The organism is Pseudomonas nitroreducens TX1 (genome assembly GCF_000313755.1).
GTDB classification, from domain to species: domain Bacteria; phylum Pseudomonadota; class Gammaproteobacteria; order Pseudomonadales; family Pseudomonadaceae; genus Pseudomonas; species Pseudomonas nitroreducens_A.
The window spans coordinates 1-18919 of sequence record NZ_AMZB01000097.1 but is presented as its reverse complement, the minus strand read 5'-3'; the positions used below and the strand labels follow the sequence as shown (position 1 = coordinate 18919).

21 protein-coding genes are annotated in these 18919 nt (G+C 66.5%); 8 read left to right on the top strand and 13 right to left on the bottom strand.

Features of this window, described 5'->3' with window-relative positions; all coding sequences use genetic code 11:
- Nucleotides 1-94: 94 nt before the first annotated feature.
- The gene (locus C167_RS0108605; protein ID WP_017517864.1) at nt 95-991 is read right to left on the bottom strand and encodes a LysR substrate-binding domain-containing protein; all 897 of its coding nucleotides are present in this window, start codon (nt 989-991) and stop codon (nt 95-97) included.
- A gap of 125 nt (nt 992-1116) precedes the next feature.
- Here C167_RS0108605 and C167_RS0108600 point away from each other — a divergent pair, with 125 nt between their 5' ends.
- The gene (locus tag C167_RS0108600) at nt 1117-1908 is read left to right on the top strand and encodes an SDR family NAD(P)-dependent oxidoreductase (protein WP_017517863.1); all 792 of its coding nucleotides are present in this window, start codon (nt 1117-1119) and stop codon (nt 1906-1908) included.
- 49 nt (nt 1909-1957) lie between these two features.
- On the opposite strand, the gene C167_RS0108595 is transcribed toward C167_RS0108600, so the two are convergent.
- The 5 genes from C167_RS0108595 to C167_RS0108575 all read right to left on the bottom strand — a co-directional run bounded on the left by C167_RS0108595 (nt 1958) and on the right by C167_RS0108575 (nt 7560).
- A complete protein-coding gene (locus tag C167_RS0108595) occupies nt 1958-2896 on the bottom strand; it encodes a cyclase family protein (RefSeq protein WP_017517862.1) in 939 nt (312 codons plus the stop codon).
- A gap of 33 nt (nt 2897-2929) precedes the next feature.
- Entirely contained in the window at nt 2930-4039 is a 1110-nt protein-coding gene (locus C167_RS0108590; RefSeq protein WP_017517861.1) for an alkene reductase, read from the bottom strand.
- A 194-nt stretch (nt 4040-4233) separates the two neighbouring features.
- Nucleotides 4234-4524 carry a DUF2388 domain-containing protein gene (locus C167_RS0108585; RefSeq protein ID WP_017517860.1) on the bottom strand — a complete coding sequence of 97 codons (291 nt, stop codon included), beginning with the start codon at nt 4522-4524 and terminating at the stop codon, nt 4234-4236.
- A gap of 17 nt (nt 4525-4541) precedes the next feature.
- Nucleotides 4542-4988: an N-acetyltransferase gene (locus tag C167_RS0108580; protein ID WP_026078899.1), complete on the bottom strand. Its 447-nt coding sequence runs from the start codon at nt 4986-4988 to the stop codon at nt 4542-4544.
- A 109-nt stretch (nt 4989-5097) separates the two neighbouring features.
- Nucleotides 5098-7560, bottom strand: a complete 2463-nt coding sequence (locus C167_RS0108575; RefSeq protein ID WP_017517858.1) for a glycogen/starch/alpha-glucan phosphorylase — start codon at nt 7558-7560, stop codon at nt 5098-5100.
- A gap of 245 nt (nt 7561-7805) precedes the next feature.
- On the opposite strand from C167_RS0108575, the gene C167_RS0108570 reads away from it, so the two are divergent.
- Together C167_RS0108570 and C167_RS0108565 are read left to right on the top strand one after the other, a co-directional pair.
- Entirely contained in the window at nt 7806-8183 is a 378-nt protein-coding gene (locus tag C167_RS0108570; protein ID WP_017517857.1) for a Rho termination factor N-terminal domain-containing protein, read from the top strand.
- 49 nt (nt 8184-8232) lie between these two features.
- Nucleotides 8233-8547, top strand: coding sequence for a DUF883 family protein (locus C167_RS0108565; RefSeq protein WP_017517856.1), 315 nt, complete (start codon nt 8233-8235; stop codon nt 8545-8547).
- 22 nt (nt 8548-8569) lie between these two features.
- Here C167_RS0108565 and C167_RS0108560 read toward each other — a convergent pair whose 3' ends face one another.
- Both C167_RS0108560 and C167_RS32345 read right to left on the bottom strand, forming a co-directional pair.
- Complete coding sequence (locus C167_RS0108560) at nt 8570-9427, bottom strand: SDR family oxidoreductase (RefSeq protein ID WP_017517855.1); 858 nt, start codon at nt 9425-9427, stop codon at nt 8570-8572.
- A 54-nt stretch (nt 9428-9481) separates the two neighbouring features.
- Nucleotides 9482-9658, bottom strand: a complete 177-nt coding sequence (locus tag C167_RS32345) for a hypothetical protein (protein WP_017517854.1) — start codon at nt 9656-9658, stop codon at nt 9482-9484.
- A gap of 163 nt (nt 9659-9821) precedes the next feature.
- On the opposite strand from C167_RS32345, the gene C167_RS0108550 reads away from it, so the two are divergent.
- The gene (locus tag C167_RS0108550) at nt 9822-10334 is read left to right on the top strand and encodes a DUF4142 domain-containing protein (protein WP_017517853.1); all 513 of its coding nucleotides are present in this window, start codon (nt 9822-9824) and stop codon (nt 10332-10334) included.
- A 9-nt stretch (nt 10335-10343) separates the two neighbouring features.
- Here the strand turns inward: C167_RS0108550 and ligD are convergent, their stop codons facing one another.
- The 4 genes from ligD to C167_RS0108535 all read right to left on the bottom strand — a co-directional run bounded on the left by ligD (nt 10344) and on the right by C167_RS0108535 (nt 14019).
- Nucleotides 10344-12920 carry a DNA ligase D gene (ligD, locus tag C167_RS0108545; RefSeq protein WP_017517852.1) on the bottom strand — a complete coding sequence of 859 codons (2577 nt, stop codon included), beginning with the start codon at nt 12918-12920 and terminating at the stop codon, nt 10344-10346.
- A gap of 3 nt (nt 12921-12923) precedes the next feature.
- The gene (locus tag C167_RS0108540; RefSeq protein WP_017517851.1) at nt 12924-13355 is read right to left on the bottom strand and encodes a hypothetical protein; all 432 of its coding nucleotides are present in this window, start codon (nt 13353-13355) and stop codon (nt 12924-12926) included.
- The gene (locus tag C167_RS33655; protein WP_081596652.1) at nt 13348-13683 is read right to left on the bottom strand and encodes a hypothetical protein; all 336 of its coding nucleotides are present in this window, start codon (nt 13681-13683) and stop codon (nt 13348-13350) included. The genes C167_RS0108540 and C167_RS33655 overlap by 8 nt, the downstream gene beginning before the upstream one ends.
- A gap of 105 nt (nt 13684-13788) precedes the next feature.
- Nucleotides 13789-14019 (bottom strand): hypothetical protein, encoded by a 231-nt coding sequence (locus C167_RS0108535; protein ID WP_017517850.1) that lies wholly within the window; start codon nt 14017-14019, stop codon nt 13789-13791.
- Nucleotides 14020-14426: 407 nt separating this feature from the next.
- On the opposite strand from C167_RS0108535, the gene C167_RS0108530 reads away from it, so the two are divergent.
- Complete coding sequence (locus tag C167_RS0108530; protein WP_017517849.1) at nt 14427-14786, top strand: DUF3509 domain-containing protein; 360 nt, start codon at nt 14427-14429, stop codon at nt 14784-14786.
- Nucleotides 14787-14833: 47 nt separating this feature from the next.
- Nucleotides 14834-14983, top strand: coding sequence for a hypothetical protein (locus C167_RS34835; protein WP_017517848.1), 150 nt, complete (start codon nt 14834-14836; stop codon nt 14981-14983).
- 43 nt (nt 14984-15026) lie between these two features.
- Here the strand turns inward: C167_RS34835 and C167_RS0108520 are convergent, their stop codons facing one another.
- Nucleotides 15027-16220: a YbdK family carboxylate-amine ligase gene (locus tag C167_RS0108520; RefSeq protein WP_017517847.1), complete on the bottom strand. Its 1194-nt coding sequence runs from the start codon at nt 16218-16220 to the stop codon at nt 15027-15029.
- A gap of 168 nt (nt 16221-16388) precedes the next feature.
- Between C167_RS0108520 and C167_RS0108515 the strand changes: the two genes are divergently transcribed.
- Together C167_RS0108515 and C167_RS0108510 are read left to right on the top strand one after the other, a co-directional pair.
- Complete coding sequence (locus C167_RS0108515) at nt 16389-17762, top strand: iron-containing redox enzyme family protein (RefSeq protein ID WP_017517846.1); 1374 nt, start codon at nt 16389-16391, stop codon at nt 17760-17762.
- Nucleotides 17759-18709: a class I SAM-dependent methyltransferase gene (locus C167_RS0108510; protein ID WP_017517845.1), complete on the top strand. Its 951-nt coding sequence runs from the start codon at nt 17759-17761 to the stop codon at nt 18707-18709. Before C167_RS0108515 ends, C167_RS0108510 begins: the two co-directional genes overlap by 4 nt.
- Nucleotides 18710-18919 lie beyond the last annotated feature (210 nt).

The following is an 18919-nucleotide window of genomic DNA, read 5'->3' as shown; positions in this document are numbered from 1 at the left end:
GCGACAATCCTATGCCCGCCCCACCTAGACCGTCCAAGTCATAATTCGACAGACTTGAGACCTAACGCAGCATCAAGTTGTCTTCCAGCGCTTTTCAGACAAGAGCACCTGCCAGCACCATTTCGCGGAAGTCACCCACGATCGGCCGCAGGTCGACGCGATGCCAGGCGGCCCACAGTCCGGTGCTCTGGCCAAGCCAGGGCAGCTCGCGCAGCACCACATTGGGGTTGCGCTCCCCGCCGATGCTCCGCTGGATCAGCGCCAGACCCAATCCTGCCGACACCAGGCCGAGGGCGCTGAGCGGCTCGGCGGCTTCCAGGCGGATCTGCGGAGTGAACCCGGCAGCGACGCAACTGGCGAGAAAGCGCTCGCGGCGGCTCTGCTGCAGGTGGCCCTCCACCATGATCCAGTCCTGCTCATGCAGGTCGGCCGGCTCGATCAGCGGTTTATCCGCCAGCGAGTGCCCCAGCGGCAGGGCCAGGTGCAGCGGGTCGTCGAACACCGGCGCAGCGAGCAGGTCCGGATCGTCTTCGGCCGGCGGTTCGCACACCAGGGCGATATCCAGGCTGCGCTGGCGCAAACCCTCGAACTGCTCCTGGGCCGAGAGATTGTAGAGAGCGATATGGATGCCCGGCCGCTCCTCGCGCACATGGCGCAGCGCTTCGGGCAACACGCCAGCATGGATGGCATGGCTGACATAACCGATGCACAGGCCCCCGGTCTCGCCCCGGCCCAGTCGACGGCCCAGGGATTCCAGGCGCTCGGCATGCTTGAGCAGCGCCTTGGCCTCGTGCAGGAAGGTGCGCCCATCGGAGGTCAGGCGCAGGCGCTGCTGGCTGCGCTCGAACAACTGCAGGCCAAGGCGCTCCTCCAGCTGGGCGATCTGCCGGCTCAGCGGCGACTGGGAAATGTGCAGCGTCTCCGCCGCCTTGCCGACGTGCTCGACTTCGGCGACGGCGACGAAGTAACGGAGTTGTCTGAGATCGAGCATAGACCCTCAAGGACTCAAGTATGTCGAATTAAGTTATGTACGATCTTACAGGTCGTTCCTAGCATGGCGCCAACTCCAGGCGATCATCGGCGCATCCCGCGCCTTCCTGGATGAGGATTGAAGACATGCAGATCGATCTCGGCGGCAAGACCGCCATCATCAGTGGTTCCACCGGCGGCATCGGCCTGGGCATCGCGCGCCAGCTCGCCGCTTCCGGCGCGGAGGTAGTCATAGTCGGACGCAATGCAGCCTCGGTTGACGAAGCCGTGGCCGGCATCCACGGCGCCCATGGCAAGGCTCGCGGCGTGGTCGCGGACCTGGGCAACGCCGCCGGTGCAGACGTACTGTTTGCCGCCGAACCCCACGCCGACATCCTGGTGAACAACCTGGGCATCTACAACGACGTCGACTTCTACGAGACCCAGGACCAGGAGTGGCTGGACTTCTACGAGATCAACGTGCTCTCCGGCGTGCGCCTGGCCCGTCATTACACCCCTGGCATGGTCGGGCGCGGCTGGGGCCGGGTGATCTTCCTGTCCTCGGAATCGGGCATCGCCATCCCCGCGCAGATGATCAACTACGGCGTTACCAAGGCCGCCAACCTCGCTGTCTCCCACGGACTGGCCAAGCGCCTGGCAGGCACCGGCGTCACCGTCAACGCCATTCTCCCCGGCCCGACCTTCACCGAAGGCGTGGCCAACCTCGTGGCCGATGCCGTGCGCGAGTCCGGCCGCAGCGCCCGCGAGGAAGCCGATGCCTTCGTCCGCCGCGAACGCCCCAGCTCGATCATCCAGCGCGTCGCCGAAGTCGACGAAGTAGCCGCCCTGGTGACCTACATCGCCTCGCCCTACTCCTCCGCTACCACTGGCGCCGCACTGCGCGTGGACGGCGGCGTGGTGGATAGCCTGGCGATCTGATTCGGTCCGCATCGAAACAGGCCCCGGCTCATTGGCCGGGGCTTTTCCGTCATCTGATCGCCACCGGGTTGATGTTGACCTGAGTCGAGCCGACGTACAGCGGCTGGCCGAGGACGAAGAGGAATTCCCAGGCCTGATCGCGCACCAGCGCGCGGCTGTCGATCAGTTCCAGGTTGTAGATGCCGCGCTTGGCCAGCAGGTACTGGTTGACCGGGAACTCGTCCTTGCCGTGCGGGTTCGGGTAAACCTCCGAGGCCCAGGTGTCGCCGCCGAAGGCGACTATGCCCTGGTCGGCCAGCCATTTGGCCGCTTCCATGCCGATGCCCGGTTCGATTTCGAGGAACTGCTTGTTGTCCTTGCCGATCAGCTCCAGCCAGCCGGTGTTGAACAGCACCACGTCGCCCTTGCGCAGGGTCAGGCCTTCCTTCTTCAGTACCGCCTGGATGTCGGCGACGCTGAACTCGGTGCCGCCGGGGACGATGGCCTTGCCGTAGTGCGCCGTCATGTCCAGCACCACGCCGCGGGTCACGAAAGGCGGCACCTTCTCGATGCCGAGTTTCTTCACGCCCTCGACGGTGACGAAGTCGGCGGCGCGGTTGCCGTTGTAGTAGCGGTTGTCGATGCCGATGTGGCCGATGCCGTTGAGCTGGGTACCGACACCGGTCCAGGCGTTCACCAGTTCATCGTTGAAGGTGAACTGGTTCGGGCCCAGCGTCTGCCCGTCCTGCTCGCCCGGCTGGATGTTGTACAGGTGGAAGCTGCGGTGGCGGAAGGCCGGCAGGTGCTTGTCCACCGGCACGGCCAGCGGGTAGGTCTTGCCGGTCTTCACCAGCTCCACGGCCTGCCGGGTCACCGCCGGGGTGAGCAGGTTGGCGGCGCCGATCTCGTCGTTGGCGCCGTAGACGGACGGGTACCAGTCTTCTGCCGAGGCGCTCTGCATGGCCAGCGGCAACAAGGCGGCGAGGGTGAATGTCGCGAGGGCTTTCATGTTCGGATTCCTGTCTTCAGGCAGTGATGCAGTTCAGGCAGTCAGGCGCGGGTAATCGGTAAGCCCGTGGGCGCCGCCGCCGAACAGGGTTTCGCGCTGGTGCGTGCTGAGCGGTGCGCCCAGGCGCAGGCGTTCGGGCAGGTCTGGGTTGGCAACGAAGGGCCGGCCGAAGGCGATCAGGTCGGCCCAGCCTTCATTCAGCGCGGCAGTGGCACGCTCGGCGGTGTACTTGCCGGCGTAGATCAGCGCGCCGGGGAACACTTCCCGCAGGCGGCGCTTGAACTCGAGCGGCATATGCGGGGCGTCGTCCCAGTCGGCTTCGGCGATATGGATGTAGCCCACGCCGATCTCGCCCAGCAGGCGCGCGGCGGCCAGGTAGGTGGTTTGCGGGTCGGCGTCGGAACAGCCGTTCAGGGTGGTCAGCGGCGCCAGGCGGATGCCCACGCGGCCCTTGTCACCGGTGCCTTCCACCAGCGCCCTGGTCACTTCGGCGAGGAAGCGCAGGCGGTTCTCCAGCGAGCCGCCGTATTGGTCGGTGCGGTCGTTGGCGTTGGAGTCGATGAACTGGTTGACCAGGTAGCCGTTGGCGGCGTGCAGCTCGACACCGTCGAAGCCGGCAGCCATGGCGTTGCGCGCGGCCTGGCGGTACTCGTCGACGATGGCGTGGATTTCCTCCACCTTCAGCGCACGGGGTTTCGAGGCCTGGACGAAGCCGGGTGTGCCGTCGTTCTCGGCGACGAAGACGTTGACGCCTTCAGCCTGCATTGCCGAGGAAGACACCGGCGACTGGCCGTCGAGCAGGCTGATGTGGCTGAGCCGGCCGACGTGCCAGAGCTGGGCGAAGATGCGCCCGCCGGCGGCATGCACGGCCTGGGTGACCTTGCGCCAGCCGGCGACCTGGGGCGGGGTGTGGATGCCCGGGGTCCAAGCGTAGCCCTTGCCCAGCGGGGAAATCCAGGTGCCCTCGCTGACGATCAGCCCGGCGCCGGCGCGCTGGGCGTAATACTCCGCCATCAGCTCGTTGGGCACGTCGCCCGGCTGGCTGGCGCGTGAGCGGGTCATCGGCGGCATGACGATGCGGTTGGGCAGTTCGAGGCCACCCAGGGAATAGGACTGGAACAGCGGGGATGCGTGGGTGCTCATGGCGGACTCCTTCAGCGGCAAGAGGCGCGATCGGGAAGTTCGCGGGGCCCGGTGCAGTGCCGCGAACCACTCGATCGTTCGAATGGAAGGCAGTCTGCGGGCTTTACCGGCGGGGATTAAGACGTCATTTCGGCAAAATCAATTGACTCCAGCTCACGAATGCAAGCCGGATTGATTCCTTGTAGGTAGAGAACTCAGCCCTGGCTGGCGATGGCCTCGGCCACCTGCAGGTCGCTCAGGGGCGATTGCGGATGCTCGCTGCGATACAGATGCAGGGCTTGTTCGAGTTGGGCGCCGTGGATCAGCCCGGCAGTAGCGACATAGGCCAGCGCATCGTCGCGGGCGTGCTGATAGGCAGCGCGCGGCGACTGGCTGGTGGACTCGCCGACGGCGGCCGTGCCGAGGCTGCTGCCGACGGTGAAGTGGTCGGAGGAGTTGCCCTTGCCATCCATGGCGTTGGCGAGGCCGGCAACCGCCAGCAGCACAGCGCCCGCGCCCTGCTTCAGTATCCGCAGACTGTCGGGCGCGCGGTCCAGCCCATGCGTATCTCCGGATGGCCGGTGTGCTCGTCGGCGCGCTCTTCCAGCACCTCGAAGCCATGCCGCCGGTAGAAGGCCACCGCGCCGGCATTGGCCGAATAGACCGACAGCTCCAGCATCGGCAGGTGAACCTTGGCGTCGCTCAGCAGGTGCGAGCCCAGACCCCTGCCCTGGCATTCCGGGGCGATGAACAGCGCGGCCAGTGCGCCATCGTGCAGGCTGTAGAAACCACTCACGCAACCGTCGCTCTCGACGACGCGTGACGCGGCGGCAGGCAGATAGACATCGCGCATGTCCTGCAGGCGTTGCTGCCAGAAATCGGCGTCGATGAAGTCGTGGGCCTGCTGCGAGGCTCGCAGCCAGATATCCAGCACCCGGTCCATGTCGTCGTCGCGAAGGTCACGGATCAGCATCGGCGGTCGTCTCCCGGTTCTTGAAGTGCTCATGGCGTGGCGGGCGGCATCCTACACAAGCGAACACCGCTACGCTGCCCCGCGAACTGCCGCCAATCGTCGCACCTTATTCTTGTTGTCCCGTCGATACTTTCCAGATGTCCTGGGCGTACTCGCGGATGGTGCGGTCGGATGAGAACCAGCCGACCCGCGCGGTGTTGAGCATAGAAGCTTTCCACCAGCGCGAGGGTTTTCTCCAGAGTTGCTCGACGCGCTCCTGGGCGTCCCAATAGGCGTCGAAATCCGCGCAGACCAGGAAGCGGTCGTCGTAGCGCAGGCTGTCCACCAGGGCGGTGTAGCGCTGCGGATCGTCCGGCGAGAAGATCCCGCTGCCCACCGAACGCAGCGCCTCTTCCAGGCGCGGCGAGGCGGCGATCTCGTTGTGCATGGCCAGGTCCCCGGTGCGCTTGCGCGCCACTACCTGCTGGGCCTTGAGGCCGAAGATGAACATGTTTTCCGGGCCAATGCGCTCGCACATCTCGACGTTGGCGCCGTCCAGGGTGCCGATGGTCAGTGCGCCGTTCAGCGCGAACTTCATGTTGCTGGTGCCCGAGGCTTCCAGGCCCGCCGTGGAAATCTGTTCGGAAAGATCGGCCGCCGGAATGATCGACTCGGCCAGGCTGACGTTGTAGTTGGGGATGAACACCACCTTGAGCAACCCGCGCACGGTGGGGTCGGCATTGACCGTGCGGCTGATGTCGTTGGCCAGCTTGATGATGAGCTTGGCCAGCACGTAGCTGGGCGCGGCCTTGCCGGCGAATATCTTCACCCGCGGCACGCGCTCGGTGGTGGGGTCGTTGCGGATGTCCTGGTAGAGCGCCACGGTGTGCAGCAGGTTGAGCAGCTGGCGCTTGTACTCGTGGATGCGCTTGACGTGCACGTCGAACAGGGCATCGGGGTCGACCCGCACGCCCAGCCGCTCCTCGATCAGTCCCGCCAGGCGTTCCTTGGCGTTGCGCCGCTGCTGGGCGAAGCGCTGGCGCACGGCGGTCTTCTCGGCGAAGGCGGCAAGGTCGCGCAGGCGATTCTCCGGGTTGTCCAGAACGTCTTCGCCGAGGGTTTCCACCAGCAGTTGGGTCAGTTCGGGGTTGGTCTGGAACAGCCAGCGGCGGAAGGTCACGCCGTTGGTCTTGTTGCTGATGCGGTTCGGATAGAGCCGGTGCAGGTCGCGGAACACCGTCTCGCGCATCAGCTCGGTGTGCAGCGCGGACACGCCGTTGACGCTGTGCGAGCCGAGGAACGCGAGGTTACCCATGCGCACGCGGCGGCCGTGGTCTTCCTCGATCAGCGACACCGAGCGCAGCAGGCTGAAGTCATGGATGTCCTTGGCGCGCAGGGCGTCGATGTGGAAGGCGTTGATCAGATAGATGATCTGCATGTGCCGCGGCAGCAGGCGCTCCATCAGTCCTACCGGCCAGGATTCCAGCGCTTCGGGTAGCAGCGTGTGGTTGGTGTAGGACAGCGTTGCCACGGTCAGTTCCCACGCCTGCTCCCATTCCAGGGCGCGTTCGTCCAGCAGCAGGCGCATCAGTTCGGCGACGGCGATGGCCGGGTGGGTGTCGTTGAGCTGGATGGCCACGCGCTCGGGCAGGCCACGGATCTCCTCGCCGTTGCCCAGGTGGCGCTGCATCAGGTCCTGCAGCGAGGCGCTGACGAAGAAATACTCCTGGCGCAGGCGCAGCTCCTGGCCGGCCTCGGTGCTGTCAGCCGGATAAAGCACGCGCGAGATGCTTTCGGCGCGCACCGTGTCGGCCACCGCACCGAGGTAATCGCCCGCATTGAAGCGCTCCAGGTGCAGGGTTTGCTCGGCACGGGCGCGCCACAGGCGCAGGGTGTTCACGCTGGCGCCGCGCCAGCCGACGATGGGCATGTCGTAGGCGACCGCCCTCACCCGCTCCACCGGCGCCCAGCGCTGGCGTTCGACACCGTTGGCGTCCGGCTCGCTGTACACGGCGCCGCCGAAACCGACACTGAAGCTGCACTCGGGCCGCTCGAATTCCCAGGGATTGCCGAAGTCCAGCCAGGTTTCGGTGAGCTCCTGCTGCCAGCCGTCGCCGATCGCCTGCTTGAACAGGCCGTGTTCGTAGCGGATGCCATAGCCGTGGGCCGGAATATCCAGGGTGGCCATGCTTTCCATGAAACACGCCGCCAGGCGTCCCAGGCCACCGTTGCCCAGCGCGGCGTCGGGCTCCAGCAGGCGGATGCGTTCCAGGTCCACGCCCAGCTCCGACAGCGCCTGGCGGGCGACGTCCAGCAGGCCGAGGTTGCTCAGGTTGTCGATCAGCAGGCGGCCGATGAGGAACTCCAGCGACAGGTAGTAGACGTGCTTGCGGTCGCTGCGATTGATCGCGCGGGTGGCCTCTTCCCAGCGGTCCACCTGGTACTTGCGCGCGGCCAGGGCGACCGCCTCGAACCAGTCGTGGTCGAAGGCGTCGGCCGGGTCCTTGCCCACGGCGTAGCGCAGGCGGGTGAGCACGGCGTGCTTGAAGATTTCGACTTCCGACTGATCGGGGGTGCTGTCCAGGGCCATTGCCGTCTCCTGATGTGGGCGGGAAAGGGGCGCGGGCCGGCAAAGCGCAACGTACCCCAGTGCATCTGTCCACGGCGAAAACGATCAGTTCAGACCTTTTCGCCGGGCGGGCGCCTCCGTTCATCAGAATCGCTGAACGCTCGGCGACGAGCGGTTTCTCCCCCTTGTGGGCGGCAGATTGCCGGCCCGGCGCGGGAGTGCTCCAGTTCCCGCGCCCTTCCAGCAGAGACAAGAGGAGAACAGCCATGCCACGCGGCAGCAAAGACAAGTACACCGACAAGCAGAAGCGCAAGGCCGAGCACATCGAGGAAAGCTACGAAGAGCGTGGTGTTTCCCAAGGCGAAGCCGAGGCGCGTGCCTGGGCCACGGTGAACAAGCAGTCCGGCGGCGGCGAGCGCAAAGGCGGCTCGGGCCAGCGCAAGAGTCCCCAGGCCAAGAGCCAGTCGCGCAAATCCTCCGCGCGCCGGGCGGTGGCCACCAAGCGAGGCGTACCACGTCCGGACCAGTCGCTGGAATCCATGACCAAGGCCGAGTTGCTCAACCGCGCCCGCACCCGGCAGATCAGCGGCCGCTCGACCATGCGCAAGCACGAGCTGATCGAGGCCTTGCGCAAGGCGGCCTGAGCATCAGCCAGCGAAATCCACTTCCGACGACTTACCAGGAGAAAGTCTTATGGGCAGCTATCGATGGTCCCCTTCCTCGCGCCACAGTGGCGTGAATGAACTGCAATCGCTGGTACGCGACCTGGAAAGCCTGCTGGAAAGCGGCCGCGACCTCGCCGTGGACGAGCTTCCGGTGTTCAAGGCGAAACTGCGCGGGCTGGTCGACCAGAGCCGCGAAACCAGCGACCACCTGATGCAGCGCAGCCGGCGCGCCGTGCAGGCCGGCAGCGACTACGTCGGCGAGCATCCGTGGCAGACCGTGGCGATCCTCGCCGCGGCCGCCGGCCTCCTTGCCGCGGCTTGTGCGTTGAGCCGGAACCCGTGAGTCCGGCGCGGTGGTCGGCGGCTCAGCCGTTGACCACCGTCCCGCCATTCACGTGCAGCACCTGCCCGCTGACGTAGGAGGAATCGCTGCTGGCGAGGTAGACGTAGGCCGGCGCCAGCTCCTCCGGCTGGCCGGGCCGACCCATGGGGGTATTGGCGCCGAACCGGGCCACTTCCTCGGCGCTGAAGGTCGAGGGGATCAGCGGCGTCCAGATCGGCCCCGGCGCGACGGCATTGACGCGGATGCCGCGCTTGACCAGGTTCATCGCCAGGGAGCGGGTGAAGGCAGTAATCGCGCCCTTGGTGGAGGAATAGTCGATCAGCTTCGGATTGCCCTTGTAGGCGGTGATCGAGGTGGTGTTGACGATCGCCCCGCCCTCGCCCATCAGCGGCAGCACCGCCTTGGTCAGCTGGAACATGCCGAAGATGTTGGTGCGGAAGGTCTTCTCCCATTGCGCTTCGCTGATGTCCTCCAGTGATTCCTGCGGGTGCTGCTCGCCGGCGTTGTTCACCAGGATATCGACGCGCCCCCAGCGCTCCTGCACCTTGCGTGCGACCTCCGCGCAGAAGCCGGCATCGGCGACGTCACCGGCCATTTCCAGGCATTGCTGGCCGAGGGATTCGATGACCTGGCAGGTCTTGAGCGCATCCTCGGATTCATTCAGGTAAAGCAGCACCACGTCGGCGCGCTCGCGGGCGAAGGTCACCGCCACGGCGCGGCCGATGCCACTGTCGCCGCCGGTGACTATCGCCACCTTGCCGGCCAGCTTGCCGGCGGCGCGGTACTGGCTGGAGACGAACTCGGGATGCGGCTGCATCTGCTCCTCGCTGCCGGGTTGCTGGTCCTGGTGCTGGGGCGGAAGGGTCTGGGTATCGCTCATGCCGTTCTCCTTGGGATGCCGCCGGGGCATCGATGAAGGTCCAACTGTCGAATGTCAGACGCGTGGCGGTTTCTGCTCGCCGCAGTGGCAGTGCGGGTCCTGGCAGCGTTTTTCGCCTTCGGGGTGGCCGTCGGCGCAGGCCTGGCAGCAATAGGCGCGGCCTTCGCGGTAGACGGCGTTGGCGCCCAGGCTGCAGGAGCAGCCGGGGCAGGAGCAGGGTTGATCGTTCATGGTGACCTCCCGGGTCTGGGCTGGGCTCACTGGGTAGGCCGGCGGGCACGGGCGTAGTTCAGGCTTTTTCGCGAGCGGTGCCGGCCGCCAACCGGCTTTTCTGAACCCCCGCGCCGTGTCCGCGTCCATCGCGGTATCCCACTGGAGAACAAGGAGAACGGCGATGACGCATTCCAGACTGTCGACCCTGCTCGGCCCGCTGCTGCTGGGCCTGCTGCTGTTCGGCAGCGCCACCCCGGCGCAAGAACCGTCAAGCGAATCGGCCTTCATCTCCGAAGCCCTGCGCAACAGCCAGCAGCAGCTCGCCCGGGCCCAGCAGGCGATCCGCTACGGCAAGACGCTGGCGGTGCGCGACCAGGCCCAGGGCGTGCTGGACGAGCACTCCAATCTGCTGCGCGACCTGCAGACCCTGGCGCAGAAGAAAGGTGTGCCGGCGCAGGCGGATGCTCCGCTCAAACAGCAAGGAACGCAGGCGCAACTGGCCGGGAGCGAACGCTTCGACCATGACTACGCGGTGGCGCAGCTGGAGGCGAGCAAGGCCGCGGTGGAAGCCTTCGACCGCATGAGCAGGCGCAGCGCCGACCCGGACCTGCAAGGCTTCGCCCGGCTCTGGCTGCCGATGCTCTATCACCAGCGTGAGCTGGCCGACCAGCTCGTGGCCTCGCAGGCACCCTAGCCTTTCGATTCAGCCCTCGAGCTGATCCCACATCCTGCGCGTCAGGCGCTGGCGGGTCTTGCTCCAGTCGGCCCAGGGGTCGGCTGCGGCGAGGCGCTCGTCGACGTTCGCGATGGTCCAGCGATTGGCGCCCTTGAGCTCGGCCAGCTCCTCGCGGCTCACCGGTACCGATACCGGCAGCCCTTCGCGCGCGCGCACCGACCAGACACAGACCGTGCTGGCGCTGCGGCCATTGCGCAGGTAATCGATGAAGATGCGCTTGACCCGGTTCTTCGGCCCGGACACGGCGCTGAATCGGTCCGGCATGATCCTGGCCATGTGCCGGCTGATGGCGTGGGCGAAGTCCTTGACCTCGTCCCAGCCATGGTTGCGCTGCAACGGCACGAGGATGTGCATGCCTTTGCCGCCGCTGGTCTTGAGGAAGGACTGCAGGCCCAGTTCGTCGAGCAGCGTCAGCGTCAGCTGGGTCGCCTCGATCATCCGGGACCAGGGCAGGCTTGGGTCCGGGTCGAGGTCGAGGACGAAGCGGTCGGGTTTCTCCAGGTCGTCGACTGCGGCGTTCCAGGTATGCATCTCCAGCGCTCCCATCTGCGCGGCGCCGACCAGCCCCTTGGCGCTGGCGATGCGCAACAGTGCCGGGCGCCCCGGATCGAGCTTCGGGTCCAGCAGGTCGACGCCGGGAATGGCGTTGCGCGATGCATGCCGCTGGAAGAACTGCTCGCCGCCCACGCCATCCGGCGCCCGTACCAGCGACACGGGGCGGTCGCCAAGCCAGGGCAGCATCCGTTCGGCGGCCTTCTCGTAATAGCGGGCGACGTCGATCTTGCGCAGTTTGCTGGTGGGGTCGATCACCCGGTCGGGGTGGGTAATGGTCACGCCTTCGACCTTGTTGCCCGTCGAGGCACCTGCCCCGGCCGAGGTTTTGCCCGAGGTTTTGCCCGAGGTTTTGCCGGGCGCTCTGGCCGCCTTCTGCGGTTTCTCTTCGACTATGGCCTGGGCGGGCTTGTCACTGCGCAGGCCATGGAACACCGCCTGGCGGACCAGACCTTCGCGGGTGATCTCGGCGAAGGCCACCTCGCAAAGCAGCTCCGGTCGCAGCCAGGTAACCCCCTTGGCATCGGCGCCCCGAGGCGGCGTATGCAACGGGCAGGCTTTGCGCTGCAAGGGCTTGAGCTGTTGGTAGATGGTTTTCAGGCTGGTGCTGCTGAAGCCGGTGCCCACCTTGCCGGCGTAGCGCAGCTCGCCATCCTTGTCGTGCAGGCCCAGCAGCAAGGCGCCGAAATGCGAACGCGAGCCCTTGGGTTCGCTGTAGCCGACGATGACAAATTCCTGCCGCCGCTTGCACTTGAGCTTGATCCAGTCACGGGAGCGCTTCTGGGTATAGGTGCTGCCGGCGCGCTTGCCGATCAGGCCTTCCAGCCCCAGGCGACAGGCGCTGTCGAGAATGCTCCGGGGGTCGTCGGTGAAGTCTTCGGAATAGCGCAGGTATTGGCTGGCGTTACCGCGCAGCACCTGTTGCAGCGCTTCGCGGCGCTCCTCCAGCGGCTTGCCTCGGTAATCCTCGCCATCCAGCCAGAGCAGGTCGAACAGGGTGTAGTGGATCGGCTCAGAAAGGTGCGCGTCGAAGGCGTTCTGCAAGCGCTGGAAGTCCGGGCGGCCCTCTTCGTCCATCACCAGGATTTCCCCATCCAGCCAGGCCGACTGCACGTCGAGCCCGGCCAGCGCCTCGCACAGCTCGGGCAGCTTGCTGGACCAATCGTGGCCGTTGCGGGTCTGCAACCGTACCTTGCCGTGGTCGAGTCGGGCGAGGATGCGATAGCCGTCGATCTTGATCTCGTATCGCCATTCGCCGGGCGGTGGCGCCTCGACCAGGGTGGCCAGCTCCGGCGACAGCGCGTCGGGCAAGCTGGCGCTGCCGCGCTTGCCCGAAGCGGCTTGCTTCGTCGTTTTCTTCGCCGGAGCGACTGCCGCCCTTTCCGGGCGACCGCTCCTGGGTGCGGCCTTCTTCACCGCTGCCGCCTCGCTGGGCAGCGACTGACCGGTGACCACGCTGAGCGGCTCCTCGGCGAGGATGTCGAAACGCGGGTAATCCCGCGCCTGGTCGTCGCGGCCCTTGATCAGGAACCACTGCGGTTGCCGGCCGGCCATGCGTGTACGGACAAGGTTCCAGCTGCCGGCGAGCTTGCTGCCGTCCAGGCGGAATTTCAGGTGCCCGCTCCGGATGCCCTCGTGGGGGTCGCCAATAGGCGTCCAGCGGCCTTCGTCCCAGACGATGACGTCACCCGCGCCGTAATGCCCGTCGGGGATATGCCCTTCGAACCGCGCATAGTCCAGCGGGTGGTCTTCCACCTGGACGGCCAGGCGCTTCACGCTGGGGTCCAGGCAAGGCCCCTTGGGCACCGCCCAGCTTTTCAGTACGCCATCGAGTTCGAGGCGGAAGTCGTAGTGCAGGTGGCTGGCATCATGTTTCTGTACCACGAAGGCGAACTCCCCGGCATGGCCTGAAGCCGATTCACCACTGGGCTCGGGGGTGCCGCTGAAGTCGCGCTTGCGGGCATATTCGTGGAGGGTCTCGGCTCGGGCCATGGCTCACTGTTCCTCGTCAGGGTCGGACTCGTCCCAGGGTTTGCCGTCCAGCGGATGGACCCGGCCTTCCTCGGCCTCGTCCAGGCCGATGCCGCCGCCGATCTCGCTTTCGCGGACGATGGACAGTTCCTTGTCCGCCGGCTTGCTGTCGGCCGGGTCCAGCGGGGATTCGGTGCCGTCCTCGTCGATCAGGGTTTCGGGCGACAAGTCGTCCATGCTCACGCCGTCCTCGGTCTCGCCCCGGCCCAGCGTTTCGCCACCGCTCAGGCCCATTTCGCGGCGGCGCTGGGCGGGAAAGTCGCGTTCCACGTCTTCAGGCGAGCGCTCGTCACCGATGCGCCCCTCCGGGCCCTTCTCGAAATCCAGCTCCCGCACGCTGCCCATGCGGTCCTCGGTGTCATCGATCTCGATGTGCTGTTCGCGTCGTTCAGTCATGGGGTTTCTCCTGGAGGGTCCGTCCCGGCGAGAGGGGTTCGCGGGCGCGGAAGGTTTCTTCTGGGGCAGGCTCTGACGTGGCCTGCGGGGAGTCGGCCGGCACTTTGCTTACCGGTACTCCGCTTGCCGCTAATTTGCCCGGCGGTACTTGGCGGGACCTGCGCTCCCGCGCCTTGTCGACGCAAGGGCACTCCGGATCGCGGCAGGACTGGTCCTGGCCGTGGCCCTCGGCGCACGCCTCGCCGCAGAAGTAGCGATCGCCACGGCGCACCGCGTCCCCGTCGAGCTCGCAGATGCAGCCCGGGCATTGACAGACTTCAGGTTTCATGGCGACAGCCTCCCTTGCGCTCTGCTGGGTTGAGCCGAGCGCAATCAGGGAGTTCAGGTTTTCTGCTGGGAGGCAGCGGAGCGGGACGCGCCGCCGCGGGGGTTGTTACGGGTCGATGAAGCTATTGATCAATTCCATGCCGAGGCTGCGCACGCGGCCGGCGTTGCTCAATTCGTCGCTGTGAATGCCCACCACCGTGGTGCGCGGCATGTTCGCCAGCTGGCTGCCCAAGGCAATGGAATAGCGTCCACCCTCTTCGCGGCAGCACGAGAAGCTGAACAATGGATAGGCGTCGTGCAGCACGGCCTCCACGTCCAGGCGTCTGAATTCAGTCATGGCCGTCTCCCGTCCCCCAGCCCTCACATTAGCCCGCTGGCGCCAAAGCGAAATGGTGGCACCTGGCCCAGCCACGCGCCGAGGCCATGGGCAGTTGGCTGATAGCCAGTGCTGGCAAGTGTCGCTTTGCCGACGGGCTGGTTCTCGCGAATACGAGCTTTCTGACAGAAGGTCCCAGCGGAACGCAGGCGCCGGCCGTGCATTTTCCCGCACGCCTGCCCGGTGACCTTGCACTTTGCTGATGACCAGGGGCCAGTACAGCGACACCAAGCGCAGCAATAACAACCTGTTAAGAAAACGAGACAACCTGCGCCGGGCTGGAACGGCTGATGCAACGGTCCAGGCTCCAACCCATGCGAGCCGCGCCACCCCACTGGCGTTCGCGCACCGCCATACGAGGCACCGACATGTCCAACTGCCGCGACACTGCCATCGAGCACATGAGCCTTCTGTTCACCGATTACCGACCGCAGTTCTTCATCCGCCCTGACGGCACCGTGCTGATCAACCTGCGCAACGCGGCGGGCAAGCGCCTGATGTCCCGCGTCATTCAGCAGGAGGAACAAAGCAGCGCGGTGCTGTTGAACAACCTGGTGGAACGCATCCGCCGCGACCTGATGACCGTCGAAGGGCCGCTGGAGCAAGAGAACGTCGACTGGTTTCTCAAGCGCATCGAGCTGCAGACCTTCGTTCCCGTCAATCCGACCCACCGGCCGCGCAAGATCGTCGTCGCCGGCGCACGCCTACGGGCGCTCTCGGGCAAATGACAGCAGGGCACTCCAGCACGCCATCAGGTAGATCGCCGAGGTAGACCATGAAAAATCCCAACGACATCCCCGACCCCGATCCGAAAGTCTCGGGCGAGCAGGCGCTGGAAGAATGGGTGGACATCGAACCCGAAGACAGCCAACAGGAACCGCATCTTTCCGCAGCCCGCCAGCAAGCTTTGAACGAGGCGCCCTGATTCTCTGCCCGCCTCGCGCAGTGGCGTTGTTCCGGTGGCGCCGTCAGTCCCTGTAGTCGGGCGCACTCCGGTTCTCCGCCAGCAGGTGTTCGACCACCGCCCGCAGCGCCTGCTGCTCCGTGCTGCCCGATTCGCGGGCGGCGCGATGCACGGCGCGCTGGCGGTCGGCGCTGGTGCCCTCGTGGATGATCCGCTGTGCATGGGCGAAGACCCACTCGGTCTCCGCGCCGGCAAAGGGTTCGCACGCATGCCGGGCCAGCCTGAGCCAGTCCCGCGCCGTCACGCAGCTGTCGCCCTTGCCCACGTCATTCGCCGCGGCGCGCTTGTCCAGAAGCCCCTCCCCGACGCGGCTCTCTCCCAGGAGAAACCGCGCCGCCACACCATGGCGCCGCGCCTGCCAGCAGTTTTCCGCCAGCAACGCCCGTTGCCAGTGGGGATCGGGATGGTCCGGCACCGCCTGTGCCTGGGCGACCAGCAGGCGGAACAGGCCGGCGATGCACAGCGCATCCTCCACCCGCGGACAGGCGTCGGTTATGCGCAATTCCAGGGTGGGATAGCGTACCGAGGGCCGCAGGAACCACCAGGCATGGCTGGGTTCGTCCATCAGTCCCTGCTCCAGCAGCAGCCGCAGAAAGCGCTGCCAGCGCGCCTCGTCCTCGAAATACGGTGGAATGCCCATGCGCGGCCATTCCCCGGACAGCGCCTGGCGGTAACTGCACAGTCCGCTGTCGCGCCCGCCCCAGAAGGGCGAGGAGCAACTGAGCGCCAGCAGCAGCGGCAGCCACGGCAGCACCTTGTTGAGCACCCGCACGCGATCTTCACCCAGCACTTCCACGTGAACATGCAGCCCGCTCAGCAGGCTCTGCCGCGCCACCACACCCTCCTCCTCGATCAGGTTGCGATAGCGCGGGCGCACCTGCGGGCCCTGCAGGTGCAGTTGGCTGAAGGGATGGGCCCCCGCGCACAACAGCTCCAGGCCGTGGCCGTTGACGATGGCGCGCAGGCGGCTGCGACGGTCCGCCAGGTGCTGCGCTGACGGATGCAAGGCGTGGAAGATCGGACTCACCAGTTCCAGCTGGCAATCGAAGATTTCCTCGCTCACCTCGCTACCCAGAATTGCACGGCAGGCATGGGGCAGGCCCAGGGGAACATCGCGGGCGATATCCAGTGTGCGTGGGTCGAGCAGGAAGAACTCCTCTTCGATACCAAAACGGGCCAGCCCGGTACGTGGCGACATGGGGTGCTTCCTGTTGTGCGGTTAAGCGCTCAGACGCGAGGCGACCGTCGCCGTTCAGTCTTTTCAGCCGCGTCACAGCACAGCGGTGCACCGGTCATTTCGTTGAAACCTTTGCCCGCTCATCCACTCGCAATGGAAAGAGCCGCATTCCCGCTCAAGGAGCCCAGCATGACACTGCCCGCTTCCCGCAAGGCCGTCTCCCCCCGCCGCCCACGCCGTTCCACCCAGGATCTCTACGACGCCTTGCTGCGCGCTCCGCAGAACCACCTGGAAATGGCGGCGGAATTCCTTCAGGAACAGTTGCAGCAACAGCTATCGCAGGACGACGAGCTGCCCGCCGACCCACAAGACTGGGACGCCTGGCTGGCGAGCCGCGCGGAGTGCAGCGCGGCCGCCTACGCCAGCTACCTGGAAGACAGGCGCGAGGGCGCGCCGCGCCGACACTTCCGCAACCGCGCCCACGCGCTGTATTTCCTGCAGGCAGTGGCACCCACCAAGCAGGTCGATGGAGCCTGGCTCTATGGGATCCTCGAGCACTGGAGCGACCCGCGCCTGCTGCCGCTGGTGCACATCTGCCTCGAAGAACTGGGCCACGGCATCCCCGCCCGCAACCATGTGGTGATCTACCAGCGCCTGCTCGACAGCCTGGGTTGCGACGCCCCGCCGCAACTCAGTGACGCGCACTACCTGCAGGGTACGCTGCAACTCGCTCTGGGTTATCTGGCGGACGACTTCCTGCCCGAAGTGCTGGGATACAACCTGGGCTACGAGCTGCCGCCGCTGCACCTGATGATCACCAGCTACGAACTGCGCGAACTGGGCATCGACCCGGAATACTTCCGCCTCCACGTCACCATCGACAACGCCGCCAGCGGCCACGGGCGCAAGGCGTTGCAGGCCCTCAAGGCGTGCATGCCGCAGGTGGCCGATCAGGAGGAATTCCTGCGCCGCGTGCACGCCGGCTACCGCCTCAACGAGGCCGGGTTGGGCAACCGGCAGATTCTCGATGGCTTCGACCTGGACGCCGAGCTGATCGCCATGCTCGAGCGCAAGCGCCCCTTTGCCAAGCAGATGCACGACGACCGCGCCCGCATCGGCGGGCGCACCGTGAACCAGTGGCTGGCCGGCCCGGGGCGCATGGGCGAATTCCTCGCAGCGCTGGAGCGCCAGGGCTGGATCCACCGTCACCAGGACCCGGCCCACAGCCGCTTGTGGAACCTGATTTCCGGCGATGGGGCGGCCATGTTCGGGGTATTCAACCCCTACGAGCGGCAACTGCTGCACGACTGGATTGCCGGCGACTGGAACGAACCGCAGCCGCGCAACCCCTGGCGTGGCAGCGACAAGGCCATCGCCGGCGAGCCGCCGATGCATTCGGACTTTGCCCTCGAAGAGCGCGCCCTGCTCAACGAACTCACCACCCTTTCACCGCGCAGCCGTATGCATCGCCTGGTACAGCTGATGGCGCCGCACTCGCACTTCACCCCCGCCGGCCTGCTGGCGACCCGTATCTACACCGACAAACTGGGAATCGAACCATGACCGCCTTCTTCGACACGCGCCTGCAAGCCCTGATCACCCTTGGAGAAGAACTGCGCGCGGAGAACTATTGCTTCACCACCGTCACCCCGGCGACCCACGCGCGAGTCAACTCGCGCCCGCAGAACCAGGTCGCCGAGAACCTGCAAGGCGTGTTCGGCTGGAGTCGGTTGTTCCCCGACGCGGTGATCAGCGAACGCATGCTCGCGCTGCTGGAAACCGGCGGCCTGCTGCAACGCGAAGACAGCCAGTGGCGCAGCGCGGTGCGCTGGTCAAGCCTGGGCGGACAGCTCTTCGCCCATTCGGCCTACCCGACGCTGGAATCCGACGCGGTGTTCTTCGGCCCCGATACCTATCGCTTCGCCCAGGCGCTGCAGCGCCATTTCGATAGCGAGCCGGCCGACTCGGTGCGCCGCGCCGTGGACATCGGCTGCGGCGCCGGCCCCGGGGCCATCCTCATCGCCCAGGCCTACCCCGACGCCGAAGTCACGGCGGTGGACATCAACCCCCGCGCCCTGGACTTCACCCGCGCCAACGCCTGCCTCGCCGGCATCGACGATCTGCAGATCCGCCAGAGCAACCTGCTGGATGCCATCGACGGGCAGTTCGACCTGATAGTCGCCAATCCGCCCTACCTGCTCGACCCGGACGAACGCACCTACCGCCACGGCGGCGGCGACCTGGGCGACGGCCTCTCGCTGCGCATCGTCGAGACCGCACTGGAGCGCCTCGCCCCGGGCGGGTCGTTGCTGCTCTACACCGGTGCCGCGGTGGTCAATGGCGACGCGCCGCTGCGCCGCCGTCTCGATGCACTGCTGGCCAACCGGCCGGTCAGTTGGCGCTACGAGGAGATGGACCCGGACGTCTTCGGCGAGGAACTGGAATGCCCGGCCTACCAGCAGGCCGAGCGGATCGCGGCGGTGACGCTGACGATGAAGCGACTGGGGTGACGTGGGTACCCCAGCGCGCTGACCGCTTTTGCTCGCTCCTATAATTCGTATGCGACCTCGGAGGACAGGACCTTGTCCGCGAAAACCGTCGCGCAGGAATTCGCTGCCAACGGGATAACCTCCGGCGGCCCGCTCGCCCTTCGCGGAGGAATCCGCTTCTACCTGAAATATCGCCACGGGGCACGCCCTCTCCCCCGCCCTCTCCCTGAA